Consider the following 26,087-nt stretch of genomic DNA (forward strand, 5'->3'; position numbering starts at 1 on the left):
CACTTCAGCCGAATCCGCGGGGCGGTCCTAGCGCCGAAAGTCGCCCGTAAGCCGTCGTTAGTGGACTCCAAGTGAATCGAAAGTGGGGGCTGGGAGGGTGGCACTGGCAGTACCGATGCGAAATCAACCGTCCCGGAGGACGTCATGTTGTCCCGTTTGCTCGGCCGGCTCGGAGGAGCGGCCGCTGCGCATCCCTGGCGCACGATCAGCGCGTGGGTGATCGTGCTCGTCGCGCTCTCGGCGTTGTCCGCCGGGTTCGGCGGCACGCCGCACGATGACTACAACGTGCCCGGAACCGAGTCCCAGGCCGGGACCGAGTTCCTGCGCAAGCACTTCCCGGAGATGTCCGGGGCCGACGCCCGGGTCATCGTGCACGATGATCACGCGCTCGATCCGGCCGTGCTCGAGGCGCTGCGCGGGCGGCTGGCCAAGATGCCCCAGGCCGGGATCGTCGCGCCGGCTCGGATGTCGGAGGGTGGGGACACTGCGCTGATCGGGGTGCAGTACGACATGCCGGTCACCGACTTCGAAGGCACCTCGGCGATGGACGCGCTGCGCACCGCCGCCGAACCGCTCAAGCGGGAAGGGCTGCAGGTCGAGTTCGGCGGGCAGGTGGCCGAGAACATCTCGGCGCCGAGCGGCACCGCCGAGGCGGTCGGGATCGTCGTGGCGCTGCTGATTCTCGTGCTGGCGCTCGCCTCCGTCGTGGCCGCCGGGCTGCCGCTCGTGGTGGCGATCGCCGGGCTCGGCGTCGCCACCGCGGTCATCACGCTGCTGGCGAAGGTCACCGACATCAGCAACACCGCGCCCACGGTCGCGAGCATGGTCGGGCTCGGGGTTGGCATCGACTACGCCCTGCTGCTCGTCGCCCGGCACGTCGAGGGGCTGCGGCGGGGGCTCGACCCGCGCTCGGCGGCGATCGAGGCCAACGCGACCGCGGGCGCGTCCGTCGTCGTGGCCGGGCTCACCGTCCTCGTGTCCCTGTTCGGGCTCAAGCTCGCGCTCCTTCCGGTGTACTCCTCCTACGGCTACGCCACCTTCGCCGCCGTCGTCGCCGTGATGGCCGCGGCGGTCACGCTCGTGCCGGCGCTCTGCGGCCTGGCGGGGCACCGGGTCCTGCCGCGCAAGGTCCGCAAGGGCACGGTGGAGCGCACCCCGAAGCTCGGCCTCACCGCGCGCTGGGCCGCCGGCGTCGGCCGCCGGCCCGTGATCGCCGCGCTCGCGTCCCTGGTCGTGCTCGCGGGCCTCGCCGCGCCCATGCTCGGCATGCGCACCTGGCCCCAGGATGCCGGCAGCCAGCCGACCTCGAACACGACGCGGCTCGCCTACGACCTGGTGTCGGACGAGTTCGGCCCCGGCGCCAACGGGCCGCTGCTGCTCGCCGTCGACACCACCAAGGTGTCCGACCTCGACGGTCTGGTGGCACGGCTGCGGACCGATCCCGGCGTCGCGAACGTGGCGCCGCCGGCGGTCAAGGGCACCGCGGCGGTCATCGCGGTCGAGCCCACGACCGGGCCGCAGGACGAGGCGACCTCCCAGCTGCTTGAGCACCTGCGCGCGGACGTGCTGCCCGACGGGGTGCTCGTGACCGGGCTCGTGGCGGTGTTCGCGGACATCTCCGACCGGCTCGCCGATCGGCTGTGGCTCGTCGTCGCGTTCGTGGTGGCGCTGTCGCTGGTGCTGCTCACGGTGCTTTTCCGGGCGCCGGTGGTCGCGGTGAAGGCCGCCGCCATGAACCTGCTGTCGGTCGCGGCCGCCTACGGCGTGATGACCGTGGTCTTCCAGACCGACACGGGCGCACACATGGTCGGCCTGCCGCACGCGGTGGCGATCTCCAGCTGGGTGCCGATCCTGCTCTTCACCGTCCTCTTCGGCCTCTCGATGGACTATGAGGTGTTCCTGCTGGGCCGGGTCCGCGAGGACTGGCTCGCGACCGGGGACGCCCGCGGCAGCGTGGTCCGCGGCCTCGCCGCTACCGGGCGCGTGATCAGCAGCGCGGCGGCCATCATGGTCGCGGTGTTCGTCGGCTTCGCCCTCGACCCGGACGTGACCGTGAAGATGATCGGGGTCGGGATGGCCGTCGCCGTGTTCATCGACGCCACGCTGGTGCGGCTGGTCCTGGTGCCGGCGACGATGGCGCTGCTGGGCCGGGCGAACTGGTGGCTGCCGCGCTGGCTGGACCGAATCCTGCCGCACATCGACGTCGAGCGCCCGTCGACTCCGGCGACGCGCGAGCCGGCGCCGGTCGGCTGACGCCCGCCCACCCCGCGACCCTCGGCCTACTTTCGGGCCGGGGGTCGCGGGGCCGTGGCACCGCTCGCCCGCGCGGTGCCGGGTCGGCTGCGGATGGCCGGCCGGCTTTCGGTCCCGCGCCGCTCGCGGGTTCGTGTGGCCCCGGCGCCGTTCGGCTGCCGACGCCAGCCGGTTCTCGCCCCGCTCTGCTCGCGTGGTGATGTGGCCGCGGCGGTTCTCGGCCGGTCTTCCGGCGTCGCGTGGCGTGGTGCGGCGTCGGCGCCGTTCGGCTGTGCGCGCCCAGCCGGTTTTCGGTCTCGGGCGGCTCGCGTGGTGGTGCGAGGTCGGCGTCGGTTGGCTGTGTGCGCCCGGCCGGTTCTCGCCCCCGCTCTGTTTGCGTGGAGGTGTGGCCGCGCCGCGCTCGGCCGGTTTTCGGTCTCGGGCGGCTCGTGTGGTGATGCGGAGTCGGCGTCGGGCGGCTGTGTGCGCCCAGTCGTTAGGTCTCGCGCAGCTCGCTGGTCGCGGGTTCGTGTGGCCGCGGCGCTGCTCGGCTGCGGACGCTCAGCTGGTTCTCGGCCCCTTGCGGCTCGCGGGTCGCGAGTTCGTGTGGTCGTGGCGCCGTTCGGCTGCGGGTGGTCGGCCGATATTCGGTCTGCGCGGTGTGTGGTTGTCGGGCCGGTCGGGCGTGAGCTGTTGCGGGCTCTCGGTTTCGCGTGAGTTGAGGGTCGTGTGGCCGTGGTGTTGGGTCCGCCGTGGGTGTCGGCAGGTTCGGTCTTGCTGGGGTGGGCGCGATGGGAGTTCGTCGAGGCGGTTGTGGTGCTGGCTGCGGTGAGCGGAGTGACGAGCTGGTGAGCGCTCGCAAGGGCTGCTCGGGATCGCGCGCCCGGGCCGGTGGTGTCGAGCTGGTGATCCTCGAAGTTGCCTCACGGCTCGTGGTTTCCGGACCGGCTTTGTGGCGTCGCCGCCCGTGTCGGGTCGGGGCTGGGCAGGTCATTGCCGGCGGCGTGTCTACGTGCCGGGGGAGAAGGTGGTCACGCGGTTCGCGGGCGTATCCGCTGTTCAAGTCGCGGGGCGTTGGAGATGGCTGTGCGGCTGGACGCGTTCCTCAATCGGCGCGTGAACGTTCGCGTGGATGGGCGCCTCGATTGTGAAGGTGCGCGAGCATGGCCGGGATCGCCCCGGGCGGCGAGGGCGGTGTTGGTTGGGTGGGCCGTGGTTGGTCTCGGCCTGCCGGCTCGCCAGCACGATTGAGGCGCAAGGGCGGGACTCACCGTGGGCGGACTGTGGTTCGAGCTGGTGGGACTCGCGGCGAGCGTGGGAATTGCGGCGGCGCGGGAGAGGTGAGGGCCGGAGTGCCGGATGGCTGGGCTCTGGCTGTGGTTTCCGGCCTCGCGCTGGTCTGGAGCGCGAGGCCGGGAACGTTTGAGGTGCGGCTGTGGTTAGCGTGGGCCGCGGCGCAGGGGGCGGGGCCGGTTCTGGGAGGGGGAGGACGGCGGGCGGGTCCGGGCGGGGGCGTGGCGTTGTGGTTCGCGCAGGCCCAGGGTTACCAGGACGCGGCGGGTCGTGTCGGCGATTGGGCGTAGGACCCACGTGTGCACCCAGCGGGCCGGGGGCACCACCAGGTTGCGCCACACGAACCTCAGTGGGATGACCACCAGGTAGCGCCAGAGCAGTACCACCGAATGGTTCCATGCCCAGGCGATGGCCTGGCCGATCGGGACCACGACCCAGCGCCACACGAACGCGATCGCCTTGCCGATCGGGGTCAGCACGTAGCGGTAGATGCGGGTCATGACCCAGCCGACGGCCTTGGCCACCTCCAGCAGGATTCGGCCCAGCAGGTTCCAGAACGGGGCCGTGGCGCTGAGCAGCCACCATAGGCCCTTCGCCACCGGCATCAGGACGTGCTTGGCGAACCAGACCAGCGGGACCCACAGCAGGTTGACCGCGATCCAGCGCAGCGGGACCAGGACGACGTAGTACAGGGGGAGCCAGAGCACGTAGTACAGGAAGGGCTGGATGACGTATTTGACCAGCGGCACGCCCACGTATTTCCACAGGCGGCGCATCAGCCAGGCGAAGGCGTCCCAGGCCAGCTTGAACGGGACGACGAAGATGACGGCCAGGACTCGGATCGGCCAGGCCAGCCATCCCGGAAGCGGCTGGATCTCATCCCGAGAGCTCACGCCCCCTCCTCGCTTCGCTCGTCGGTGGCCTGAGCTGAAAGCGGCGCTGCCTGATGCCCGGTCCCGGTCATGAACGACCCGCCAGGTCCGCGCGGGCGTGCATGAGGGCGTAGCCGAGCAGGTTCAGGCCGCGCCAGCGCTCCGGGTTCTGGGCCGCCTCGTCGTCCGCGGCCAGGCCGATGCCCCACACGCGGTCCAGCGGGCTTGCCTCGACCAGGACGCGGTCGCCGGTGCTGACCAGGTATGCGCGCAGGGTGTCGTCGGCGTCGAACTTGGCGCGGCTGGCCGCCGTGACGATCGCGAAGCGTTCGCGGGCCCAGGTGTCCTCGTCGAAGCCCATGACCGTCCGACCCAGGCTCTTGGCCTGATTCGGATGCGCGACGCCCAGCACGCGGGCCGCGGTCTGCTCGTCGCCGAAGAGCTTCGCCTTGCGCCACATCATGTAGTGCTCGGCCGACGGAAACCCGACACCGTCCACCTCGAAGCGCGCCGGCCACCACTGGCTCAGGCAGCTCGGTCCTAGCTCACCACCGGGGTGGGGCGTGTGGCCCCAGAAGTGCAGGTATTTGACGCGAGCCCCGGATCTGACCAGGCGGAGCAGCTCTTCGTTGGAGGACGGCGGTGCGGACATGCCCCGAGTGTGCCCGATCTTCGCAAAATCTCATGTCGGATATTCGCTGCTCGGGCTCGTGGGCAGGATCACGGTGACGGTGAGGCCGCCGCCGTCGCGGGGGTCGGCGAAGACCTTGCCGCCGTGGGCCGCCGCGACCGCGCGGACGATCGAGAGCCCAAGACCCGCGCCGGAGCCCGCGGCGCGGTCGGGGCCGAGGCGGCGGAACGGTTCGAAGAGGTTGGGAACCTCGTACGGCGGCACCACCGGCCCCGTATTGCTCACGGTCACGTAGACGCCGTCGGGGCGCGTGCCGCTCTCGGCGTGCACCCAGCCGCCGGAGGGCACGTTGTGGCGCACCCCGTTCTCGACCAGGTTGTGCACGAGCCGCTCGAGGAGCACCGCGTTGCCGCTCGTCGGGGCCTCGTCCGCCGTCGCCGTCACCTTCACGGCCTCGTCCTGCCGCAGGGCGGTCACGTGGGCGACGACGTCGGCGAGGTCCACATAGGACCGATCGGCGACCGCGCGCTCGGAGCGGGCGAGCAGCAGCAGACCGTCGATGAGCCGCTCGTGCCGGTCGTTCACGGCCAGCAGCGTCCGGCCCAGCTGGCGCAGTTCCGGCGACGCGTCGGGGTGGTCGGTCGACACCTCCAGCAGCGTGCGGTTGAGCGTGAGCGGGGTGCGCAGCTCGTGCGAGGCGTTGGCGATGAAGCGCCGCTGCACGTCGAAGGACTTGTCGAGCCGGGCGATCATCAGGTCGAACGTGTCGGCCAGCTCCTTCACCTCGTCGTCGGGGCCGCTGAGCGCGATCCGCTCGTGCAGCCCGCGGTCCGGGGCGCCCGCGATGCGCCGCGCGGTCTCGGTGACCTGGTGCAGCGGCTGCAGCAGCCGGCCGGCGACGAGCCAGCTGAACGCGAGCCCGATCACGACCACCACGGCGAGCGCGATCGAGCCCTGGGTGAGCACCGCCGTGGTCGCGTCGGAGCGGATCTCGCCCTGGATGTTCGAGATCGCGTTCCCGGCCGCGCCGGGCGGCGGGGGGCCGTCGATGCCGTCCGTCTTCGCCATGAAGATCTTGCTGCCGAGCTGCTGGAAGACCAGCAGGTAGGTGATGCCGAGCAGCAGCAGGCCGCCGGCGAGCAGCACCCCGCCGACGACCAGGGTCAGCCGGGTGCGGATGGTCATCTTCCTCATGGGATGCGATACCCCACTCCCGGCTCGGTCAGCACCACGGCGGGCTCGCCCAGCTTCCGCCGCAGCTTCAGGATCGTCATGCGCACGGTGTGCGTGAACGGGTCGGCGTGCTCGTCCCAGGCCTTCTCCAGCAGCTGCTCGGCCGAGACCGCGCCGCCGTCGGCCCGCAGCAGCTCGGCCAGCACCGCGAACTCCTTGCGCGACAGCGGGACGTAGCGGCCCTCGCGATACACCTCCCGCCGATGCGGATCGAGACGGATCCCGGCCCGCTCGAGCACCGGCGGCGCGGCCGGGCGGGCCCGCCGGCCGAGCGCGGCCACTCGCGCGGCCAGCTCGCGGAACGCGAACGGCTTCGGCAGGTAGTCGTCGGCGCCCAGCGCGAGCCCGGCCACCCGGTCGTCGACGTCGGCGGCCGCGGTCAGCATGAGCACCCGGGCCGCCGACTCGCGCCGGGCCAGCTCGCGGCAGACCTCGTCGCCGTGCAGCACCGGCAGGTCGCGGTCGAGCACCACGACGTCGTAGTCGTTCACGTCGAGCCGCTCCAGCGCCGCCGCCCCGTCGTGGACGACGTCGACGGCGTGGGTCTCCCGCCGTAGCCCCTGCGCGACCGTCTCGGCCAGCAGCGGCTCGTCCTCGACCACCAGAATCCGCATGCCTGCCATGGTCCCGCGTCGCGGTGTCACTTCGGCGTCATCGTCCACAGTTACGGCCGGTTGACGCGGGCGGCCCTTGACTGCAGGGGCCAGTTATCCACAAGCGAACTCTTCCATGGAGGGCATCATGCGCATCAGGACCAGCCTCGTGCTCGGCCTGCTGCTCGTGCTCACCGCCGCCGGCTGCGCCAAGGGCACGGGCGGCGACGACGGCGTGGCGACCGCGGGCGACGGCAAGGCCGGCCCGACGGCGAGCGCCACCGGCAGCGGCAGCGGCAGCGGCAAACGGGACCGGCAGGCCGAGCAGGAGGCGCTGCTCAAGTTCGCCCAGTGCATGCGCGACCACGGCATCCCGATGGACGACCCGCAGTTCGAGGGCAACGGGGTCAACATCACGATCCCGGAGGGCACCGACAAGGCCAAGGTCGACGCCGCCCAGGCCGAGTGCAAGCAGTTCATGCCCAACGGCGGGCAGCCGCCCAAGATGGACCCGGCCGACCAGGAGAAGCTGCGCAAGTTCGCGCAGTGCATGCGGGAGCACGGGATCACGAACTTCCCGGACCCGAGCGAGGACGGCGGGATCATGCTCGACAGCGACAAGCTGGGCATCGACCCCCGCGGCGAGCAGATGAAGGCGGCCGAGAAGGCGTGCGAGCAGTACCAGCCGAAACGCCCGGGCGGCGAGGACGACGAGGCCGGAGATCAGGAGGGCGGGGCATGAGCAACCGCCGCCGGCGCGGGCGCACGGGCCGGGTGATCTTCGGGGTGGCGGCGGTGGCCGCGGTCGGCGCCGCCGCGGCCGCCGGGCTCGGGCTGCCGTCGGGCACCCACGACGCCGGGGCCGCGAAGGGCGCGCTGCCGGCGAAGACCGCCCAGGTGACCCGGCAGACGCTGGTCGACACCGAGAGCCACGACGGCAAGCTCGGCCACGGCGACAGCCGGACCCTCACCGGCCGGGGCGCGGGCACGCTGACCGAGGTGCCCGCCGTCGGCACGGTGGTGCAGCGGGGACAGGCCCTCTACCGGACCGACGACACGCCGGTCGTGCTGCTGTACGGCTCGATGCCGTCGTACCGCGCCCTGACCGTCGGCGCCGAGGGCCCCGACGTCAGGCAGCTCGAGGAGAACCTGGCCGCGCTCGGGTACACCGGCTTCACCGTCGACGACACCTACTCCTCGGCCACGGCGAGCGCGGTGCGCAAGTGGCAGGGCGACCTCGGTATCACCAAGACGGGCACGGTGGAGCCGGGCCGGGTCGTCTACTCCACCGGCGCCGTCCGTGTCGACGAGCACAAGGCCGAGGCGGGCGATCCGAGCGGGGGCGCGATTCTCGCGTACACCTCCACGGTCCCGGTCGTGACGGTCGATCTGGAGACGTCGGATGTGCGGCTGGCCAAGTCCGGCAGCGCGGTCACCGCGAAGCTGCCCGACGGCCGCAGCGTCACGGGGAAGATCGCCGTGGTGCAGACGGTCATCCAGCCGGCCCAGGGGAACAACCCGGCGGCGACGAAGTACCGCCTCACGATCACCCCCGACGACGCGAAGGCGTTCGACGGGTTGGACCAGATGACGGTCGCGGTCACGTTCACCGCGGGCCGCCGGGAGAACGTGCTCGCGGTGCCGGTCCAGGCGTTGCTCGCCCTGGCCGAGGGGGGCTACGGGGTGCAGGTGGTCTCCGGCGGTACGACCAGGGTCGTCCCGGTCGAGCTGGGCCTCTTCGCGTCCGGCCGGGTCGAGGTGACCGGCGACGGGATCGACGCCGGCACGGTCGTCGGGATGCCGGGATGACGCCCGTCGTGGAGCTGGACTCGGTGCGCAAGGAGTATCCGGGCGGGGTCGTCGCGGTCCGGGACGTCAGCCTCACCGTCTCCGCGGGCGAGTTCGTGGCCATCGTCGGGCCCTCGGGCTCGGGCAAGAGCACGATGCTGCATCTCATCGGTACCCTCGACCGCCCGTCGGCCGGCACGGTGCGCATCGACGGCCACGAGGTCGCGGGGCTGCGCGACCGCCGGCTGTCGGCGCTGCGGGCCCGGCGGATCGGCTTCGTGTTCCAGCAGTTCCACCTGGCCCCGGGCCAGGCCGCGCTGGACAACGTCGCCGACGGGCTGCTCTACGCGGGCCCGCCGCGGGCCGAGCGACGCCGCCGGGCCGAGGAGGCGCTCGTGCGGGTCGGGCTGGGGGACCGGCTCGACCATCTGCCGCACGAGCTGTCCGGCGGCGAGCGGCAGCGGGTCGCGATCGCCCGGGCGGTCGTCGGCGAGCCGGCCATCCTGCTCGCCGACGAGCCGACCGGCAACCTCGACTCGGCCGCCGGGGCGGGCGTGATGCGGCTGCTCGGGGAGCTGCATCGGGCCGGCACCACGATCCTCGTCATCACCCACGACCGGCAGATCGCGGCGAGCCTGCCGCGGCAGGTCAGCATGCGCGACGGGGAGGTGGTCGAGGATGACGACGTCGTTGGCGCCGGCGCGGCTGGCCCCCGCTGACGTGGTCCGGGTCGGGGGCGCCGGATTGCGTACCCGCCCGATGCGCGCGTTCCTCTCCGCGCTCGGGATCGCGATCGGCATCGCCGCGATGGTCGCCGTCGTCGGCATCTCCTCGTCGAGCCGGGCCGAGCTCGACCGCCGCCTGGCCGCGCTCGGCACCAACCTGCTCACGGTCGCGCCCGGCAACGACATCTTCGGCGACAACGCCACGCTGCCGGACGAGTCGGTGGAGATGATCGGGCGCATCGGGCCGGTCACCGAGGTGTCGGCGGTCGGGAAGATCGCGGACGTGCACGTGTACCGCTCCGACCAGATCCCCGCCGGGCAGACCAACGCGATCACGCTGCGGGCCGCCCAGCTGGACCTGCCCGGGACCGTGGGCGCCACGCTCGCCTCCGGCACGTGGCTGAACGCGGCGACCGCGAAGTTCCCGGCGGTGGTGCTCGGCGACGCGGCGGCCCGGCGCCTGGGCATCTACGCGGCCGGCGACGGGGTCCAGGTCTACATCCACGCGCGATGGTTCACGGTGATCGGGATTCTTGATCCGGTACCGCTGGCGCCCGAACTGGACGCGTCGGCGCTCATCGGGTGGGAGGCGGCGGCGACGTACACGGCCTTCGACGGGCACCCGACGACCGTCTACACCCGCTCGAAGGACGACCAGGTCGAGGCGGTCCAGGCGGTCCTCGCCCGCACCGCGAACCCGGCCGCGCCCGGCACCGTGAAGGTCTCGCGCCCCTCCGACGCGCTCGCCGCGCGGCAGGCCACCGACAAGACCTTCACCGGCCTGCTGCTCGGCCTCGGCGCGGTCGCGCTGCTGGTCGGCGGCGTCGGGGTGGCCAACACGATGGTCATCTCGGTGCTGGAGCGGCGCTCGGAGATCGGGCTGCGCCGCGCCCTCGGGGCGACCCGCGGGCAGATCCTCATGCAGTTCCTCGCCGAGTCGCTGCTGCTGTCCGCGCTCGGCGGCATCGGCGGGGTCACGACCGGGATCGGGGTGACGGCCTTGTACGCCACCACGCGCGACTGGCCGACGGTGGTGCCGGCGTGGGCGACGGCCGGTGGGGTCGCCGCCACGCTCCTCATCGGCGCGATCGCGGGACTCTATCCCGCCGTGCGCGCCGCCCGGCTCGCCCCGACCGAGGCGCTGGCCGCACCCTGATCCGGGCGCTTGGCCGTCTGTGCGTACCGGTACGCGGCCATGAGGTGGCCGAGGTAGTGCTCGGCGGAGTACGCGTCCGCCGCGGCGCGCCCGGCCTCGGCCACCTCGCGGTGCAGCCGGGGGTCGGTGAGGACCTTCGCGAGCCCGGCCGCGAACGAGTCCGCGTCCGGCGCGGTGGACAGCCGCTTCGAGTCCTGGTTCGGGCGCTCCGCCAGCGCCGCGTCCGCGAGCACGACCGGCAGCCCGGCCGCCTCCGCCTCGAGCATGACCAGGCCCTGGGTGTCGGTGGTGGAGGCGAACGCGAGGACGTCGGCCATGCCGTAATACGCCGCCATCCGGCTGTGCGGCACCGGCCGCACCAGTCGCAGCGCGTGGGCGACGCCGGCCTGGCGGGCGAGGCGGATCACGTTTATCCGGTTCTGCTTGACGCCGACCATGACGAGCCGCGCGTTGGGCACGTGGCGCAGCAGCCGGGCGAACGAGGCCATCAGGAGCGCCGGGTCCTTCTCCTTGGTGGCCCGGCCGACCGCCAGTACAACCGGGGCGTTCTCGGGAATCCGCAGGGAACGCCGCAGCTCGGTCCGGCCCAGCGGGCAGTCGGCGAGCTGGATCGACGTCGGGACCGTCCACACCGGGGGAAGCCGCTCGAACTCGGCCAGCCCCGCGGCCGTCTTCGCCGAGGGCGCGATGACCACGTTCGTGCGGTCCATGAACTCCTGCGCGAGCCGCAGCAGCTGCGCCCGGCGCTCGGTCCCGGACCGCGCGAGGCGCAGGTAGTCGCGCACGGTCCAGCCGAGCGCGAGCCGCTGCGCCGCGTGGGCCGCGCCGAACTGGATCTCCATGAAGTGCGCGGAGTACGCGAGCAGGTCCGTGTGCCAGGTCATCACCACGGGGAGGTCGTGCGCCCGGGCGTACCGCAGCCCGCCGATGCCCACCGGCCCGGGGGTGTGCACGTGCACGATGTGCGGGACCGGGCGCATGCCGCTGAAGTGGGGCAGGCCGACCCGGATGTTGCGCAACGGCACCGGGACGGACCGCACGCCACAGGGCTCCTGCCGGCCGCGCAGCAGCGGGGCGGGCTGGTAGACCTGAACCTCGTGGCCGGCGGCGCGCAGCAGGGACACCGTGGCGGCCACCGAGGTCGCGACGCCGTCGGAGCGTCCTGGGTGGCTGTCGCAGAAGTGCGCGATTCTCACGCCGCACATCGTGCGGTACCACGCCACACTCGGACGAGAACGCATGTCCTTTGTACGCCAGCTGTTCATCGACCGGCCTGGTCCTATTCCGCCGGCAACCGCCTGAGCGCAGGCCGCACCGCTCGCGCCTGTTCGGGCCGCCGGTGCTGACCCTAGGATGCGCGCATGACGGACGGGAGTTCGACCGCCGCCGTGCTCGCGCTGGTCGGGGCGCTTGGTGGTGTGCTGCTGACCGGAGCGATGAGCATCGGCACGGCGGCGCTCAACCAGCACTGGAGCGAGCGGTCGCGGTCGCGGGCGGCCGACGATGCCGGCGTGCGGGCGAGACGTGACGAGCTCCGGGCCGCATGCCACGCCTACCTCGTGGCCGCCAACCGCTTCTTCCAGGCGTTGGAGGAGGTGTCCCGGATGACGCGGCGGGGCGAGCAGTTCGATCCCACGGAGCGCACCCGGCCGGCCGTGATCGCGCTGCAGGACGCCTACCTGTACCTGACCATCAGCGCGGGCGCGCAGGTGCGCGAGCTCGCTCAGGCGTACAACGCGTCCCAGTTCAAGGACCTCGAGCCCGTCGCGTACAGCGGTGACCGAGCGGCGTGGGACGAGCAGGCGAAGGCCGTCAACCGGCGCCGCGACGAGTTGCGGGCGGCCATGCGGGCCGACCTCGGCGTCGAGGATTGATGATGCCGAGCCGCCACGGCCGGCCGCTCCCGCTCAGTTCCGGAACGTGACCGACCAGTACGCCGTGATCTTGCGGATGTCGCCGTGGTAGCGCACCGCACCGTCCTGGTCCCAGGCGCAGTTGCGGCCGTAGGCGACGACCGGCTGCCGGCCGCCGTACTCGAACACGATGATGTGCTCGGTGTTGGCGCTCAGTCTCTGGACAGGCCGGGCTCGATCGGTCGGGGCGGCTCTGGTTCGACCTGACGCTGAAGACGGCCCTCTACGACGAGGAGTTCGACGCCCCGGACATCGAGGACGCGGACGTCGCCGACTGGGCCGCCCCGATCGTCTGGAACAACTATCACCGCTGCACGCTGTCCTCCGCGACGTGGGAGGACGCCACCGGGCTGCTCGCCGCGACGCCGGGCCGATCCTTCCGGCTCGCCGATGCTCTACCGCGGCGACTGGCCGCCGACCCGTTGCCGATCGAGGATCTGGATGCCCCGCCCGCGTTCCACGTGTACCTGCTCGGGCACGACTCGGTCGCCGACCATGCGGTCACGTTCACCGGCGACGGCTCCGGCCGGCACCGCATCGACTGGACCGGCCGGGTCGCGCTGACCTACAGCGGAGACGAGGAGTTCCGCTACGAGTTCCGCGCCGAGATCCACGAGGCGGCCCTGGCCCACATCGCGCTGCCCGACGGCATGTCCGGCGAGGAAGGCCGACGGCACCTGGCGCACCTGCTGGACGTGTCGGAGCGGCTGACGGAGTCCACGGTGGACGGCCGGCCGGTGCTGCGGCCGGCTTTCTAGCGCAGATCGATCAGGTTGTGGTGGCGGGGAACACCACGAGCGAACCGTCGCCGCTGCGTTCGATCTCGATGGCGACGTCGGCCCGGTGGGGTCCAACGGTGAGGCCGTCGCCCAGGGCGCGCAGGCGATATGCGGTCCTGAGCAGCTCGTCGACCTCGCCCGGCGTGAACATGATGCTCCGGATGCCGCCGTACCGCTTCAGCTCGAGCGTCGAAAGTCGCAGCAGGACCGAGTCGATGCCCGATTCCAGCTCGTCGACGCGGCGCTCGTCGTCCTGCAGCGTCCCGACGAAGCTCTTGAACGGATTGTCCGATCCGACCAGTTGTGCGTGTTCGACCGCCTGCAGCACGAGCACCCGGCGTTTGAGGGCTATGGCGAGCCGCGCGAGCTCCAAGTGGGCGCGGAATGTGCCGCCCTCCTCGTTGATGCCCGGGAACGACTTCGTCAGCGCCGTGACTTCAACCGGGCCGTCGGCCAGCGTGGCCAGTGCGTCCTGCCATTTCGCGAGCCGGCGCTTGGTGCGTTCGATCGCGGTGCTGATCGCGTAGGACGAGGAGTCCAGCCCCAGCGACAGGCCGATTCTGCCCTGGTCGAGGAGGATCGACGTCGCCTTGTCGATCGCGTCGCGGCAACCGTCCAGCTCGCTGCGTTCCTTCTCGAGGCCGTCCTCCTGCAGCTGCTCCAGGAGGACGGTGATGCGCTCGATCGCCTGCTGGCGCTGATGGTCGGCGTAGGCGCTGACGCCGACCGCGACGGCCATCAGCACCAGCGGCGCGGCCACCGTCAACGCTCCGGCGCCGGCCGCGGCCACGCCGGCCGTGGTTGCCGAGCCGGTCGCGGCGCCCGCGACCGCGGCCTTGCCGCCAACGGGCACGAACGAGGCGCCGGCCCTGATGATGCCGGTGGAGCCGACCAGCGGGCCGCGAATGCCTCCCGCCACCGCCCTCGAAACCATGGGCCGGACGAGTCCCTGACCGAACTGGGCGGCGACCTTGGCCGGGACCACCATTCGGTAGAGCACGTCACCGGTGGCGCCGACGTTGAGCGCCCGCGGGGCCGACCTCGCGGTCTGGGTGATGAGCTGCGACAGCTGCTGGGCGAGCGGGCTGGCCGCATGCAGGGCAATCCCGCCGTTGCGGTCGCGCTCGGCCGGCGACGGATGCGCCTCCAGCGTGGCGATGGGGGAGTCCGCGAGGGTCACCAGGGCGGTTCTCAGCTCGTCGAGCCGGGCCGGTGTCAGGCCCTCGTCGCCCAGCACGTCCGGCACGCTCACGGCCTCCGTGGCGAGCGTCCACACCGGCACGTGTGCCTTGTCGTCAGCGGTCACGTCCTGCCCCTCCCGAGATCGACATCCACCATAGGAGCCCGCCGGGGCCGAGGGGTAGGCCGGGTGGTCCGGAGGCTGGTTCGCTGGATTGGTCGGGCTTCGTGCGCTCTGTCCACATTGGAGATAACGGGACGACACCCCGAGTGCCGCAGGTCTATCGTCCCTGTCGGCATTCGTCGATTCACGGGGGTGTAGTTCTTCAATGTCAGCGAAACGCACGGTAGCCGGGCTCGTCTCGGTCGTCGTCGGTTTCGCCGGGGCGCTCGTCGTCGCCCCGGACGCGGCCCACGCCACGAACCAACGCGCGCTCCGGCCCACCAGCTGGGTCTACACCGACTCCAGGACGCCCAACAAGGCCTACGTCAACCAGAGCACCGACGCGCCGATCGGGGCCTGGAAGGACACGAACGGTAAGCACAAGTCCCGGTCGTACTTCACGTACGACATCAGCCAGTACAAGGGCCAGCGCATCATCGCGACCGGCTTCGTCGTCGCCGAGACGCAGGCCAACGACTGCCGCAAGGCGCGCAGCTGGCAGCTGTGGACCACCGATCCGGTGGCGTCGAACGCGTCGTGGAACCGGCCGCCGCGCGAGCGGACCAAGGTCGCGGACATCGGCGGGACGGTGTGCCCGTCGGGGTACATCGGCGTCGACCTCGGCAACGTGGTGCGCGACGCGCTCGCGGCGGGGAAGAAGACGATCACGCTCGAGCTGCGGGTGCCCGAGCGGCTCGAGAACGATCCGCGCTACGGGCGGCGGATCGAGAACGCCCCGGCGCTGGTCATCAAGGCCAACTCGACGCCGGGCGTGCCCACGCAGCTCACCGTCGACGGGCGCTCGTGTGACGGGGGCAAGCCGCTCTACATCACCACGACCACGCCGACGTTGAACGCGCTGCTCACGGACCCCGACTCCAACGACACCGGGGGCGGGGACATCGCCTACGCGACGTTCGCGGTATGGCCCGTCGACCACCCGGAGGCGCGCGTCGAGCTGCCCGAGGTGTGGGCCGGCTACGCGCCCGCGCGGGCCTGGGGCGGTATTCCGGCAGGCATCCTGCAGGACGGCGTCACCTACGCGGTGGCCGCGCGCGGGCGCGACGACGTGGACGTGTCGCCGTGGAGCGAGGAGTGCCGGTTCACCGTCGACACCACGCGGCCGGGCCAGGCGCCGGTCGTCTCGTCCACGGACTATCCGTCGGACAACCAGCAGCACGGCGGCCCCGGCATCCCGGGCACCGTCACGTTCTCGGCGAACGGGGTGTCCGACGTCGTCGGGTACGCCTACGGCGAGGGGAACACGTACCAGTACGTCGCCGCGCCGGCGCTCGGCGGGTCGGCCTCGATCCAGTTCGCCCCGTCGCGGGCCGGGATCGTGTTCCTCAACGTGCGCAGCATCGACCGGGCCGGCAACTCCTCGGACCAGGTCACGTACCGCATCTGGGTGCGCAACACGGCGCCGGCGATCGAGGACGCGGACCCCGACGCGTGGCTCGGCGACACGCACCACCTCACGCTGCGGCCCAACCTGCCCGGCACGGTGACCTACACCTACCAGCTCGACGACGCCCCCGCCCAGACGGTCGCGGCGGCCGCGGACGGCACGGCCCAGGTGCAGATCACCCCGACCGTCAGCGGCACGGTCTTCACGGTCTTCGGCACCACGGCGGCCGGCGTGAAGTCGGGCACCAGCTCGCTGTGGCTGCTGATCGACTCGCGGCCGTTCATCGAGTCGGCCGAGTGGCCGTTCGACGGCACCCAGGGCAAGCCGGTCGGCACCCCGGGCTCGTTCACGATCAAGCCGCACATGCACGGCGTGGTCGAGTACGTGGTGCAGTTCAACCAGTACCAGGAGAACGAGCAGCCCGCGCAGACCATTCCGGCCGGCCCGGACGGCTCGATCACGGTGCCCTACACGCCGACGTCGGCGAGCGGCAACACCATCACGGTGATCAGCCGGACGGCCGACGGCACCGAGTCGGAGGAGGCGGGCTGGGCGTTCTACCCGGCCTCGATCGCGCCCGTGGTGTCGTCGGCGGACTATCCGCTCGGCGACCCGGACGGCGGCGGCGGGCCGGGCATCGAGGGCGCGTTCCAGTTCCGCCCGACCGCGGCGAACGTGGTGTCGTACCAGTACGTGTTCGGCAGCGAGCCGCAGCAGACGGTCGCGGCGGGCGCGGACGGTACGGCCACGGTGCACTGGACGCCGGAGCAGTACGCGAACCCCGCGGGCGGCTGGGTCGGCCTGAGGGTGCGCACCACGAGCGCAAACGGGCTGGTGTCGGACTGGGCCTACACCGACTTCCGGGTGAAGGCCCTGGAGCCGACCATCGAGTCCGACATCTACCACTGGCCCGACGGCGGCAACGTCGGCCAGACCGCCTCGTTCACGTTCACGGCGCACCTCGGTGGCAGCACGGAGTTCCTGTACTCGTTCGACGGCGCCCCGGAGCAGACGGTCGCCGCGGGCCCCGACGGCAAGGCCACCATCACCTGGACGCCGGAGTCGTCCTACTCCCACGGCCTGAACGTCCGCAGCCGGACCGCGGCCGGGCTCTACTCCGGGTACGCCTACCTCCCGCTGTGGGTGAACCCGTCCTGATCGCCGAGCCGGGCCGGGTGGCAGCCGCCGCCCGGCCCGGCCTCGCGGCCGGCCCGCGCACCGTCAGGGCTGCTCGCGCGGGCACCACCAGGTCGTGCGGCCGCCGACGGTCGCGCGGCGCATCGCCGTGTGGCAGCGCGGGCACTCGCCGCCCTCGCGCCGGGCCGGGACGACGGAGAGCGTGTGCACGCCCCCGCCCGCGATGGCCGACTCCACCGCCTTGCGCAGCGCGCGGTGCAGCCGGTCCACCTCGGCCTTCGTGAGCGCGTCGACGGGCCGCGACGGGTTCACCTTCGCCAGCCACAGCACCTGGTCGGCGAGCAGGTTGCCGACGCCGGCCACGGCCTCCTGGTCCAGCAGCCGCGCCTTCACCGGGGCGCTCCCGCGGGACAGGGCCGCCCGCAACTGCGCCGGGGTGATGTCGCGCGCGTCCGGGCCCAGGCGCTCCACGGGCGGGTCGAGTCGGACGCGCCCGAGGCGGCGCGGGTCGACCAGCAGCAGGCGCGTACCGTCGCCGAACGTCAGCGAGAAGCGCGTGAACCGGTGGTCGCCCCACGCGCGGCCGCGCTGCCAGTAGTCGCCGCCGTCCGTCTCCAGGCCGGCCTCGTCGACGAAGACGATCTTGCCCGACATGCCGAGGTGGATGCCCAGCGTGGGGCCGGTGGAGTCGAGCCACATGCTCTTGCCGCGCCGGTTCGCGGCGGTCAGCGTCGTGCCGACGAGCGCGTCGCGGATCGCGCCGGGGGAGTGGGGGCGGCAGACCCACGTGTCGGTGTCGTCCACGTCGGCGATGGGGCGGCCCAGGGCGTAGCGCTCCAGGACGGCACGGGCCGACTCGACCTCTGGTAGCTCGGGCATCCAGGCGAAGGTACAAGATGGCCTGCGTGGAATCCCTGCCGGTCACCCGCGTGCTCGACCAAGTGGTCAACCAGGTCCGCCGGGGCCCGACCATCCTCGTGGCGCCGCCCGGCACGGGGAAGACCACGCTGGTGCCCCTCGCCTTCGGCTCCGAGCGCGTGCTGGTGGCCGAGCCGCGGCGCATCGCGGCCCGCGCGGCCGCGCAGCGCATGGCCCAGCTGCGCGGGGAGCGGGTCGGGCAGAGCGTCGGCTACTCGGTGCGCGGCGACCGCCGGGTGAGCCGCGACACCCGGATCGAGGTGGTCACGACCGGGCTGCTCGTCCAGCGCCTGCTCGCCGACCCGGAACTGGCCGGCACCGACGTCGTCATGCTCGACGAATGCCACGAACGGCACCTCGACACGGACCTCGCGACCGCCTTCCTGCTCGAGGTGCGCGACGCCATCCGGCCCGACCTCGGGCTGCTCGCGGCGACCGCGACGCCCGGCAAGAGCCTGCCCGGCGCCGGGGTCATCGACGTCGAGAGCCCGCTCTTCCCGATCGAGACGGTGTGGGTACCGCCCAAGCGCCCGCCGCTCACGATGGAGCACGTCGCCGAGGTGGTACGCCGGGCGTGGCGGGAGACCGGGCACGACATCCTCGTGTTCGTCCCCGGGGTCGCCGAGATCGAACGGGTGCGCCGCAACCTGCCGGGCATCCCGAGCCTGCCCCTGCACGGCCGGCTGCCCGCGGCCGAGCAGGACCGCGCGCTGCGACCCGGGGCGCGGCGGGTGATCGTGGCGACCGCGGTGGCCGAGAGCAGCCTCACCGTGCCCGGCGTCCGGGTCGTCGTCGACTCGGGGCTGGCGCGGGTGCCGCGAATCGACCTCGCGCGCGGGCTGGGGTCGCTGCAGACCGTCCGCGCGGCGAAGGCCAGCACGGTCCAGCGGGCCGGGCGGGCCGCGCGGGAGGGGGCCGGCGTGGTGTACAAGTGCTGGTCGGAGGCGGACGACGAGCGGCTCCCGGCGCACCCCGAGCCGGAGGTGCGCACCGCCGAGCTGACCGGCTTCGCGCTCGCGCTCGCGTGCTGGGGCAGCCCCGGCGGGCGCGGGCTGGCGCTGCCGGACGAGCCGCCCGCGGCCGCGATGGCGGTCGCGGCGCAGACGCTCACGGCCCTCGGCGCCGTGGACGCGGACGGGCGCGCGACCGAGCGCGGGCGGCGCATCGCGCGGGTGGGCGCGCACCCGCGGCTGGCCCGGGCGCTGCTGGACGGGGCTCCGATCGTGGGCGCCCGCAACGCGGCCGAGGTGGTGGCGGTGCTCGCCGAGGACTCCTACCCGTCCGATGACGTGGCGGCGGTACGGCGGACGACGGATCGCTGGCGGCCGGAGGCGTCGCTGCTGTACCGGATGATCGAAAACCCGGTCGAGCGCACCACCAGCGCCGACCGCGCCGCGGGCATCATCGCGGGCCTCGCCTACCCGGAGCGCATCGCCCGGCGGCGCCGCGACGCCTACCTCATGGCCGGCGGCACCGAGGCCGAGCTCGCGCCCGGATCGCCGCTGCAGGGCCACCCGTGGCTCGCCATCGCCGCCGCGGACCGCCCGGCCGGCCGGGTCAACGCGCGCGTCCGGCTCGCCGCGGCGATCGACGAGGACATCGCGCGCGAGGTCGCGGCCGCGCTGTTGTCCACTGTGGACGAGGCGAGCGCGACGGGCGTCAAGCGGGTCGAGCGGCTCGGCGCGATCGTGCTGTCGGAGCGCGCGATCGGCGCGGCCCCGGCCGAGCTGGCCGCGGCGGCGCGCCGGGAGCGGCTGCGGCGCGACGGGGTGCCGTGGACGCCGCTGCGGCACCGGCTCGCGTTCCTGCACCGCGCGGCCGGGGCGCCGTGGCCGGACGTGCGCGACGAGGCGCTGATCGAGTCCATGGTGGACGGCGCCGACGTGCACACGGCGCTGCAGGCGCTGCTGCCGTGGCCGGCGGCGAAGGACCTGGACCGGCTCGCCCCGGAGCGGCTGACGGTGCCGAGCGGGTCGGCGGTGCGGCTCGACTACAGCGACCCCGCCGGCCCCGTGCTCGCGGTCAAGGTGCAGGAGATGTTCGGGCTGCTCGAGACGCCCTCGTTCGCGGGGCAGCCGGTGCTGCTGCACCTGCTGTCGCCCGCGGGGCGGCCGGTGGCGGTCACCCGCGATCTCACCTCGTTCTGGCGCACCGGCTATCCACAGGTGCGCGCGGAACTGCGCGGGCGCTACCCCCGCCACCCGTGGCCCGAGGACCCGACGACCGCGCCGCCGACCCGCCGGGCCAACCCGCGCCGCTGATCACCCCCGACCTCACCCGGTGCCGGTCCGGGCGGACCGGACGCTTGAAGCCGGACGAGGGAGGCTTCGGATGAGCGACGACCTGCCCACGCTGGCCGCCGAGGCGTACGGCTACGGCTACCCCCTGCTCCAGGACCTGCAGGCGGTCGGCAGCGCCACCGTCTTCAACGCGTTCGAGCACCAGCGCACCGTGCCCGCCGGACCCAACGCCAACCCCGATCTGCTGTACTCCACCGCCCAGCTCGACCTCTCCGGCGGCCCGATGTGGCTGCGGGTGCCGGGGACCGGCGGGCGATACCACGTGGTCCAGTTCATCGACGCCTGGACGGACAACTTCGCGTACGTCGGCAGCCGCACGACCCCCGACGAGCCGCGCGAGTACCTGCTCGTCCCGCCCGCCTGGGCCGGCCGCGAGGAGCCAGCGGCGGAGGTGATCCGGGTGCCCACGATGATCGCGACGCTCATCGCCCGGTTCGCCGCGGGCCCGGGCGCGCACGAGCTGCAGGACGGGCTCACGATGCAGCGGATGTACCCGCGGGTGCCGCTCGACGGGCTGCCCGCGCCGCAGCCCGGGGTCCCGGACGACCTCATGTTCCTCGAGGCGCTGCGCCGGGGCCTGTCCGCCTTCCCGCCGTCCCCGGCCGAGCGGCGCTACCAGCGGCGGTTCGCCCCGCTCGGGCTGTTCGCGGACGGGAACTCGCCGTACCCGACCATCCCGCGGGAGCAGCGGCTCGCCCTGCGCACCGGGCTCGACCGCGGCCGCGAGGCGCTCGAGGAGGCCGCGACGACCGAGCACGCCGCCCCGGTCAACGGCTGGACCAACGACCGGCACGCGTTCGACTACAACCTCGACCACTTCGGCCTGGGCACCGTGGACACTCCCTTGTGGACGCTGCCGGACCGCGACGCGGCCCACCTCGCGCGCGCGGTCGCGGCCCGCACCCGGCTCTGGGGCAACCACGCCTACGAGGCCGTGTACCCGGCCGCGCACAAGGACCGCGACGGTGCTCGGCTGACGGGCGCCCGCGCGTACACCCTGCGCCCGCCGGTCGGCACGCTCGCCTCGTACGCCGCGCCGGGCGCGCGCCTGTTCCGCTCGATCGCGACGGACGGCGGCACGGTGCGCATCCAGCCCGACCCGCCCGCCGACGGCGCGCCCTGGCTGCCGACCCCACGCGGCGAGTTCCACCTGATCCTGCGCGTCTACAGCCCGCCCGAGGCCCTGCTGCGCGACGAATACGAGCTGCCGCCGGTGGTGCCGGTCCCGGACCATGGCTAGGTGGACCGTGATCTCCCCTTCGACGAGCGCCGCCGCTGCTACCGCCGGATCGTGTCCGCGCAGGCCGCCGAGCGCGCGGAGGCGCTCATCGAGCCGATCCGGGAGTCGTACGGCGACGCCGAGGCGGCCCGCCTGCTCAGCGCGTGCGGCCCGGCGGTGCTGGCGCGGCTGCTGCCGGAGCTGTCGTACGCGCTGCCGAACCCGGCCCGCTTCGGCCGCTACCGCCCCGCCGCGCTGCTGACCGAGGCCGCCCGGCAGCTTCGCGACCTGCCCGCGTCCGAGCGGTCCTCGTGGTGGTACCGCTGGTACCGCGCCGTGTTCGCGGCCGCCCGGACCCACCCCGGCGAGGCGATGGAGCTGCTGGAGCGCTACGCCCCCGCGGGCCACGTCTTCGGTCTCCACGAGCTCGCCCCGCTCGCCGCCGCCCACCCGGACCGGCTGGTCGACGTGCTGACCGCGCCCGGGCGCGCCGCCTGGCTGCGCTACCAGCGGCTGCCCGAAGGCCTGCTCCGGCGGCTCGGCCCGGACCCGGCGGCGCGGCTGCTGCGGGCCGCGCCTCCGCGCGACCGCTCGGCGCCGTCCGTCGCCGATGCGCGCCGCATCCCGGCTCTGCCCCCGCCGGTCCGGCTTGGCGCGCTCCCCGAGCCGGCGCGCCACCGCGCGATCGAGCTGTGGTTGCGCGATCCTTCCACGCGAGCCGAGCGGGCGGGTGCGGTGTTTGCCGCCGATCCCGCGAACCTCGCCGCGCCCGGGCTCTGGCGCGCGGTCGCGGCGCGCCGTCCCGACCTGCTCGACGCGGCCCTGGCCGGCCCGTTTCCGCTGGTCAGGGTCCGGCGGCGCGACTGGGAGCCGCGGCACGTCGCGGCCTACGCCGCGCGGCTCGACTCGATCACTCGCGACCCCGGCCGACCGGCGGCGCAGCGCAACGCGGCGCTGCGCCTGCTCGCCACGAGCCCGGACCTCGGCCGCCCGTCGCTGACCGGCCGGCCCGGCGAGGAGCGGGACTGGGTCGCGCTGGGCCTGGCCCGCCATCTGCCGCCGTCGGAGGCGGGGCCGTTGCTCGCGTCCGTGCGCGGTTCGGTGTCGGGGCAGCAGCAGGCAGTACGACTGCTGGCTCATCTTGCTCTTCCGGACGGTCCCGAGGTGCTCTGGCGGCGGTGGCAGGAGCCGGACCTGCACCGTGACGTGCGCGCCGCGATCGTCGAGGCCGCGCGGCGGCACCCGGACCGGCCCGGCCTGTGGCGCATCCTGCGCGCCGCGACCGCGCGCGAGGACGTGGCGCCGATCCTGGCGGCCATCCCGGCGGACGTCCCCGAGTCCCGCCGGTTGGACTACGGGGCCCTGATCGCCGCGGCCTGCGACAGCCCCGACGACGCGACGGCGGTGGCGGCGTGGGCGGCGTTTCCGGCCTGGGCGCGGTACATCCCGAACCCGGCGTTCCTGGAGCGCCTGACAGACCTGGAGGACGACCGGGTGTGGCGCGCCACGGCGCGCGCCCTCGCGGTGTCGGACACCCCGGCCGACCTGATGACCGAGGTCCTCCGGGCGCTGGCCGCGCTCGGCGTTCCCGGGCGCCGGCGCATCGAGCTGATCGCCGAGATCCGCACGTCGAACCCCGCTGTCTCCTGAACCCAGTGCGCGGTGAGCTACCGAGGTGCGGCAAGCTTGAGCCGACCGGGAGATCAAGGACTGGAGTTTTGTGATGACGGCGTTGGAACGGACCCTTGTACTGCTGAAGCCGGACGCGGTGGCCCGTGGGCTGGCCGGGCGGATCATCCAGCGGTTCGAGGACGCTGGGCTGAAGATCGTGGGCACCAAGATGGTCCAGATGGACGCCGACCTGGCTCGGAAGCACTACTTCGACCTCGAGGAGCGCTTCGGCGCCTCGGTGTTCAACGTGACCGCGAACTTCATGCAGTCGGGCCCGGTCATCGCGCTCGTACTCGAGGGCGTGGAGGCGGTCGCGACCGTCCGCCGCCTGGTGGGCGTGACCTTCCCGAACCAGGCGAACCCGGGCACCATCCGCGGCGACTTCGCCCACACGTCGAAGGCGTACACGGAGGCCAAGCACACCGTGGCCGCGAACCTGATCCACGCCTCGGGCAAGCCGGAGGAGGCGAAGTACGAGGTGGAGCTGTGGTTCTCGGAGGGCGAGCTCTTCGACTACCAGACGGTGGCGGAGAAGTACCTGTTCTGAGCCCGGCCCGGCGGACGGTGGCGCGGCGAGGCTCCCGCCACCTCCGCCCTGGGGCGACAGGAGCTGTTAGACGATGATGTCCTTCCGCCGACGTGACGTCGTTGTCGCCCTGAGTGTTCTGGGGGCCTTCGCGCTGGTCTGTGGGGCCGGTTATGCGCTGAGCAAAGGGGATCGGGCCAGGAGCGAACGTGCGGTGTCGGCGTATCTGACAGCACTGGCGCACGACGGCTACGACAGCGCATATGCCCTGATCTGCCGGCTCGAGTGGTGGCCCGACCGGGCGGAGTTCGAGCAGGCCGAGCGCAAGGACCCGGTCCGGTCCTTCAGGGTCGAATGGCTTCAGGACTGGTCTTCGAGGGACGGAAGCGGGTTTGTGTACCGCGCGCACGTGACCCACGCAAGCGGCGTCCAAGCCGTGCGGGACATTGCGACGTACAACGCTTCTTGCGTCAAGTACAGTCCGCCCGGGCCGTGATCCGGCTCCGCTTTGGCGATTAGAATCGCGCAGGTGGACGTGCATGTCCGGCGTGCTGACGAATTGGCCAGGACCGTCGCCGCGCGCTTTGCGGAGGAGGGTTTGGTCTTCGCGTACGAACTCCAGCCGTATGGCGGTGTGTGCATGGCGCACGTCGACCTCGCCGACGACGACGGCTTCACCTTCACAGTGGCGCGAGCAGATCCCTACGGTTGGATCGAAATCCTCGACCCGGGGGACTATCACTTGCCGCCCACGGCGCTACTGCACTACGCCCTCCTGCGGGCACGCGGAGCACGACCCGGCGACGCTTGGGAAACGGCCTTGAATGCTGACCCCAACGGCATGCGACGACCGAGCCGCCGCCGCGCTTCGGAGTAGCACCCGCGGAACGGCGGTCGGCCCCGTCGCGGAAGGCCGACGGCTCCGAGGCCTCCAACCCATCGCCCGGTTCAAGGTGCGCAAACCCGAACCTCCGCGGCAGCGCTACGGACAGTAAGCCCTGCCCCGGCCAGGCAGGCCGTGTCGGCATCACCTGGACGCATTCGATGACCTGCTCCGCGGAGGTTTCGGGACACCCGAGAACGGATGGATTTTGAGGTGGTTCAACTCCGAGTTTTCACGAGCCGCGCTCGGCCACGAGGCGACCGCCCGGCGCCTGGAAGGACTGCTTGTCACGTGCCTCGCGCCACTCGTGCCCCGACCTTTCACGGTGTCTTGCGCCCCGCCTGTGCCCCACGTCACGGTTCGCGTTTGATGCCTTCGTTGGGTTCCAAATCGAACCGGCGTCCGTCAACTTCGCCCTTGACCCAACTGATGCAGCTTGGACGGTCGCCGGTTCCTGTCCGGCAGAACTCCTCAAGCGCGGCACGGACATGCGCGACGGGGATGGTGCTTTCGGGGTTGTAGAACATCGGGTAATGCGGTTCGCTGACGACTCTGGGATCGAAGTCGGGAGGCTCTGGGTTGTTGGACACCCACACCCAGCTGCCGATCTCGTCATCGGCTGGCACGCCCCGATCGGGAGAAAAGTACCAACTAAGGCCACCGTAGCCGGTCTTGGCATTCACGCCGACGAAGAGGTAGTTGTCAGGCCACGGCGGCGCCTGAGGATTGACCCGGCGGGCATTGACGAAGCTGAAAATGGCGTTCTCGCCGGGCGCGATCCATGGTGAAGTCGGGTCTTCGACGGAGAGGTTGGTCATCACCTCTTCGATCAAGTCCGCGATTTCCTGCCACGTCTCCACATAGCGGACCGTGTTGTGGACACCTACCTGAAGGATCATCGCTGCTCCTGATCGGCCTCGCAGTCGGCTGATTCTTCCGCATCGTGCGCGGCCTTGCCGTCCCGGCCACCGGTGCGCAGCATCAAAGCCCACCGGCCGCGCAAAGCCGATCTGACACTGCCCACGACCAGCCCGACGACCACGTCGGCGACACGGTGACACCATGGCCCGCATGGAGGACGCAACTGCTGCGGAGCGCGGCGCTGGCCCTGAGGAGGATCGTCGGCACGCCCTGCTCGATTTCCTCAACGTCGGCCTGCCGTCCCCAGCGTCAACCGCCACGATCGTCACCGCCCTCGCCGACGCACGACGAGCCGTCGCCGCGCACCAAGCCCGCGGACGGTCACTGGACGACTGGCTCACCGGCGAGATCCGCCACCGCGGCATCCGCGAGACCGCCGCAGTCCTCGCCGCGCTCGAAGTTCCCGATCAACGACACCAGACCGCGGAAACCTACCGCCACGACCACCCCGACCGCAGCACCGTCCTCGACCGCCTCCTCGCCGTCCTGGACAACGGCAGCTGACGGCTAAGGTGAACCGACCCTGCAAGGTCGACCACAATTCCCA

General features: G+C 72.6%; 24 protein-coding genes. 15 read left to right on the forward strand and 9 right to left on the reverse strand.

From position 1 onward, the window contains the following. Positions 1-144 precede the first annotated feature (144 nt). The gene (locus ABT369_RS37465; protein ID WP_350619492.1) at positions 145-2,253 is read left to right on the forward strand and encodes an MMPL family transporter; all 2,109 of its coding nucleotides are present in this window, start codon (positions 145-147) and stop codon (positions 2,251-2,253) included. Positions 2,254-3,671: 1,418 nt separating this feature from the next. Here the strand turns inward: ABT369_RS37465 and ABT369_RS37470 are convergent. The 4 genes from ABT369_RS37470 to ABT369_RS37485 form a co-directional block, all read right to left on the reverse strand. Then, positions 3,672-4,418: a hypothetical protein gene (locus tag ABT369_RS37470; protein WP_350619494.1), complete on the reverse strand. Its 747-nt coding sequence runs from the start codon at positions 4,416-4,418 to the stop codon at positions 3,672-3,674. A gap of 67 nt (positions 4,419-4,485) precedes the next feature. After that, a complete protein-coding gene (gene ybiA, locus ABT369_RS37475) occupies positions 4,486-5,049 on the reverse strand; it encodes a riboflavin biosynthesis intermediates N-glycosidase (protein ID WP_350619496.1) in 564 nt (187 codons plus the stop codon). Between the two features lie 30 nt (positions 5,050-5,079). Further along, positions 5,080-6,222 carry a sensor histidine kinase gene (locus ABT369_RS37480; protein ID WP_350619497.1) on the reverse strand — a complete coding sequence of 381 codons (1,143 nt, stop codon included), beginning with the start codon at positions 6,220-6,222 and terminating at the stop codon, positions 5,080-5,082. Continuing rightward, positions 6,219-6,875 carry a response regulator transcription factor gene (locus ABT369_RS37485; RefSeq protein WP_350619498.1) on the reverse strand — a complete coding sequence of 219 codons (657 nt, stop codon included), beginning with the start codon at positions 6,873-6,875 and terminating at the stop codon, positions 6,219-6,221. The genes ABT369_RS37480 and ABT369_RS37485 overlap by 4 nt, the downstream gene beginning before the upstream one ends. Positions 6,876-7,002: 127 nt before the next feature. Here ABT369_RS37485 and ABT369_RS37490 point away from each other — a divergent pair, with 127 nt between their 5' ends. From ABT369_RS37490 to ABT369_RS37505, 4 genes are read left to right on the forward strand one after another with little or no spacing between them, the layout of a single operon-like run. Next, positions 7,003-7,596 (forward strand): hypothetical protein, encoded by a 594-nt coding sequence (locus ABT369_RS37490; RefSeq protein WP_350619500.1) that lies wholly within the window; start codon positions 7,003-7,005, stop codon positions 7,594-7,596. Continuing rightward, positions 7,593-8,663 (forward strand): peptidoglycan-binding protein, encoded by a 1,071-nt coding sequence (locus ABT369_RS37495; RefSeq protein ID WP_350619502.1) that lies wholly within the window; start codon positions 7,593-7,595, stop codon positions 8,661-8,663. The genes ABT369_RS37490 and ABT369_RS37495 overlap by 4 nt, the downstream gene beginning before the upstream one ends. Beyond that, positions 8,660-9,361 (forward strand): ABC transporter ATP-binding protein, encoded by a 702-nt coding sequence (locus ABT369_RS37500; protein WP_350619504.1) that lies wholly within the window; start codon positions 8,660-8,662, stop codon positions 9,359-9,361. Before ABT369_RS37495 ends, ABT369_RS37500 begins: the two co-directional genes overlap by 4 nt. Then, on the forward strand, positions 9,321-10,523 hold the full coding sequence (locus tag ABT369_RS37505; protein ID WP_350619506.1) for an ABC transporter permease: 1,203 nt from the start codon (positions 9,321-9,323) through the stop codon (positions 10,521-10,523). Before ABT369_RS37500 ends, ABT369_RS37505 begins: the two co-directional genes overlap by 41 nt. Here the strand turns inward: ABT369_RS37505 and ABT369_RS37510 are convergent. Continuing rightward, entirely contained in the window at positions 10,466-11,719 is a 1,254-nt protein-coding gene (locus ABT369_RS37510; RefSeq protein ID WP_350619508.1) for a glycosyltransferase, read from the reverse strand. The genes ABT369_RS37505 and ABT369_RS37510 overlap by 58 nt on opposite strands. A 165-nt stretch (positions 11,720-11,884) precedes the next feature. Between ABT369_RS37510 and ABT369_RS37515 the strand changes: the two genes are divergently transcribed. After that, a complete protein-coding gene (locus tag ABT369_RS37515; RefSeq protein ID WP_350619510.1) occupies positions 11,885-12,397 on the forward strand; it encodes a hypothetical protein in 513 nt (170 codons plus the stop codon). Between the two features lie 33 nt (positions 12,398-12,430). Here the strand turns inward: ABT369_RS37515 and ABT369_RS37520 are convergent, their stop codons facing one another. Further along, positions 12,431-12,565, reverse strand: a complete 135-nt coding sequence (locus tag ABT369_RS37520; protein WP_350619511.1) for a hypothetical protein — start codon at positions 12,563-12,565, stop codon at positions 12,431-12,433. A 293-nt stretch (positions 12,566-12,858) separates the two neighbouring features. Between ABT369_RS37520 and ABT369_RS37525 the strand changes: the two genes are divergently transcribed. Then, positions 12,859-13,194, forward strand: a complete 336-nt coding sequence (locus tag ABT369_RS37525) for a hypothetical protein (RefSeq protein WP_350619513.1) — start codon at positions 12,859-12,861, stop codon at positions 13,192-13,194. A 10-nt stretch (positions 13,195-13,204) separates the two neighbouring features. Here ABT369_RS37525 and ABT369_RS37530 read toward each other — a convergent pair whose 3' ends face one another. Further along, positions 13,205-14,740 (reverse strand): hypothetical protein, encoded by a 1,536-nt coding sequence (locus ABT369_RS37530; RefSeq protein ID WP_350619515.1) that lies wholly within the window; start codon positions 14,738-14,740, stop codon positions 13,205-13,207. On the opposite strand from ABT369_RS37530, the gene ABT369_RS37535 reads away from it, so the two are divergent. Then, positions 14,724-17,123, forward strand: coding sequence for a hypothetical protein (locus ABT369_RS37535; RefSeq protein ID WP_350619517.1), 2,400 nt, complete (start codon positions 14,724-14,726; stop codon positions 17,121-17,123). The genes ABT369_RS37530 and ABT369_RS37535 overlap by 17 nt on opposite strands. A 63-nt stretch (positions 17,124-17,186) precedes the next feature. Here ABT369_RS37535 and ABT369_RS37540 read toward each other — a convergent pair whose 3' ends face one another. Beyond that, positions 17,187-17,981 carry an Fpg/Nei family DNA glycosylase gene (locus ABT369_RS37540; protein ID WP_350619519.1) on the reverse strand — a complete coding sequence of 265 codons (795 nt, stop codon included), beginning with the start codon at positions 17,979-17,981 and terminating at the stop codon, positions 17,187-17,189. Between the two features lie 26 nt (positions 17,982-18,007). Between ABT369_RS37540 and hrpB the strand changes: the two genes are divergently transcribed. The 6 genes from hrpB to ABT369_RS37570 all read left to right on the forward strand — a co-directional run bounded on the left by hrpB (position 18,008) and on the right by ABT369_RS37570 (position 24,613). Continuing rightward, entirely contained in the window at positions 18,008-20,281 is a 2,274-nt protein-coding gene (gene hrpB, locus ABT369_RS37545; protein ID WP_502891868.1) for an ATP-dependent helicase HrpB, read from the forward strand. A 70-nt stretch (positions 20,282-20,351) separates the two neighbouring features. Continuing rightward, the gene (locus tag ABT369_RS37550) at positions 20,352-21,560 is read left to right on the forward strand and encodes a DUF1254 domain-containing protein (protein WP_350619523.1); all 1,209 of its coding nucleotides are present in this window, start codon (positions 20,352-20,354) and stop codon (positions 21,558-21,560) included. Further along, positions 21,561-23,189, forward strand: coding sequence for a hypothetical protein (locus ABT369_RS37555; protein WP_350619524.1), 1,629 nt, complete (start codon positions 21,561-21,563; stop codon positions 23,187-23,189). 73 nt (positions 23,190-23,262) lie between these two features. After that, positions 23,263-23,757 carry a nucleoside-diphosphate kinase gene (gene ndk / locus ABT369_RS37560; RefSeq protein WP_350619526.1) on the forward strand — a complete coding sequence of 165 codons (495 nt, stop codon included), beginning with the start codon at positions 23,263-23,265 and terminating at the stop codon, positions 23,755-23,757. Positions 23,758-23,830: 73 nt separating this feature from the next. Continuing rightward, positions 23,831-24,232, forward strand: coding sequence for a hypothetical protein (locus ABT369_RS37565; RefSeq protein ID WP_350619528.1), 402 nt, complete (start codon positions 23,831-23,833; stop codon positions 24,230-24,232). Positions 24,233-24,265: 33 nt separating this feature from the next. Further along, complete coding sequence (locus ABT369_RS37570) at positions 24,266-24,613, forward strand: hypothetical protein (RefSeq protein ID WP_350619530.1); 348 nt, start codon at positions 24,266-24,268, stop codon at positions 24,611-24,613. Positions 24,614-24,972: 359 nt separating this feature from the next. On the opposite strand, the gene ABT369_RS37575 is transcribed toward ABT369_RS37570, so the two are convergent. Continuing rightward, positions 24,973-25,518 (reverse strand): Imm1 family immunity protein, encoded by a 546-nt coding sequence (locus ABT369_RS37575; RefSeq protein ID WP_350619532.1) that lies wholly within the window; start codon positions 25,516-25,518, stop codon positions 24,973-24,975. 172 nt (positions 25,519-25,690) lie between these two features. Here ABT369_RS37575 and ABT369_RS37580 point away from each other — a divergent pair, with 172 nt between their 5' ends. Then, complete coding sequence (locus tag ABT369_RS37580; RefSeq protein ID WP_350619534.1) at positions 25,691-26,044, forward strand: hypothetical protein; 354 nt, start codon at positions 25,691-25,693, stop codon at positions 26,042-26,044. Positions 26,045-26,087: the final 43 nt, after the last annotated feature.

Source organism: Dactylosporangium sp. NPDC000244 (assembly GCF_040300725.1).
Classification (GTDB): Bacteria; Actinomycetota; Actinomycetes; order Mycobacteriales; family Micromonosporaceae; genus Dactylosporangium.

What these genes read in the sequence shown, in the direction of transcription:
- ABT369_RS37465 (WP_350619492.1), top strand. Translation starts at nt 145, where the DNA reads ATGTTGTCCCGTTTGCTCGGCCGGCTCGGAGGAGCGGCCGCTGCGCAT.
- ABT369_RS37485 (WP_350619498.1), bottom strand. Translation starts at nt 6,875, where the DNA reads ATGCGGATTCTGGTGGTCGAGGACGAGCCGCTGCTGGCCGAGACGGTC.
- ABT369_RS37495 (WP_350619502.1), top strand. Translation starts at nt 7,593, where the DNA reads ATGAGCAACCGCCGCCGGCGCGGGCGCACGGGCCGGGTGATCTTCGGG.
- ABT369_RS37480 (WP_350619497.1), bottom strand. Translation starts at nt 6,222, where the DNA reads ATGAGGAAGATGACCATCCGCACCCGGCTGACCCTGGTCGTCGGCGGG.
- ABT369_RS37505 (WP_350619506.1), top strand. Translation starts at nt 9,321, where the DNA reads ATGACGACGTCGTTGGCGCCGGCGCGGCTGGCCCCCGCTGACGTGGTC.
- ABT369_RS37535 (WP_350619517.1), top strand. Translation starts at nt 14,724, where the DNA reads ATGTCAGCGAAACGCACGGTAGCCGGGCTCGTCTCGGTCGTCGTCGGT.
- ABT369_RS37540 (WP_350619519.1), bottom strand. Translation starts at nt 17,981, where the DNA reads ATGCCCGAGCTACCAGAGGTCGAGTCGGCCCGTGCCGTCCTGGAGCGC.
- ABT369_RS37550 (WP_350619523.1), top strand. Translation starts at nt 20,352, where the DNA reads ATGAGCGACGACCTGCCCACGCTGGCCGCCGAGGCGTACGGCTACGGC.
- ABT369_RS37580 (WP_350619534.1), top strand. Translation starts at nt 25,691, where the DNA reads ATGGAGGACGCAACTGCTGCGGAGCGCGGCGCTGGCCCTGAGGAGGAT.
- ABT369_RS37490 (WP_350619500.1), top strand. Translation starts at nt 7,003, where the DNA reads ATGCGCATCAGGACCAGCCTCGTGCTCGGCCTGCTGCTCGTGCTCACC.
- ABT369_RS37515 (WP_350619510.1), top strand. Translation starts at nt 11,885, where the DNA reads ATGACGGACGGGAGTTCGACCGCCGCCGTGCTCGCGCTGGTCGGGGCG.
- ABT369_RS37565 (WP_350619528.1), top strand. Translation starts at nt 23,831, where the DNA reads ATGATGTCCTTCCGCCGACGTGACGTCGTTGTCGCCCTGAGTGTTCTG.
- ABT369_RS37500 (WP_350619504.1), top strand. Translation starts at nt 8,660, where the DNA reads ATGACGCCCGTCGTGGAGCTGGACTCGGTGCGCAAGGAGTATCCGGGC.
- ABT369_RS37575 (WP_350619532.1), bottom strand. Translation starts at nt 25,518, where the DNA reads ATGATCCTTCAGGTAGGTGTCCACAACACGGTCCGCTATGTGGAGACG.
- ybiA (WP_350619496.1), bottom strand. Translation starts at nt 5,049, where the DNA reads ATGTCCGCACCGCCGTCCTCCAACGAAGAGCTGCTCCGCCTGGTCAGA.
- ndk (WP_350619526.1), top strand. Translation starts at nt 23,263, where the DNA reads ATGACGGCGTTGGAACGGACCCTTGTACTGCTGAAGCCGGACGCGGTG.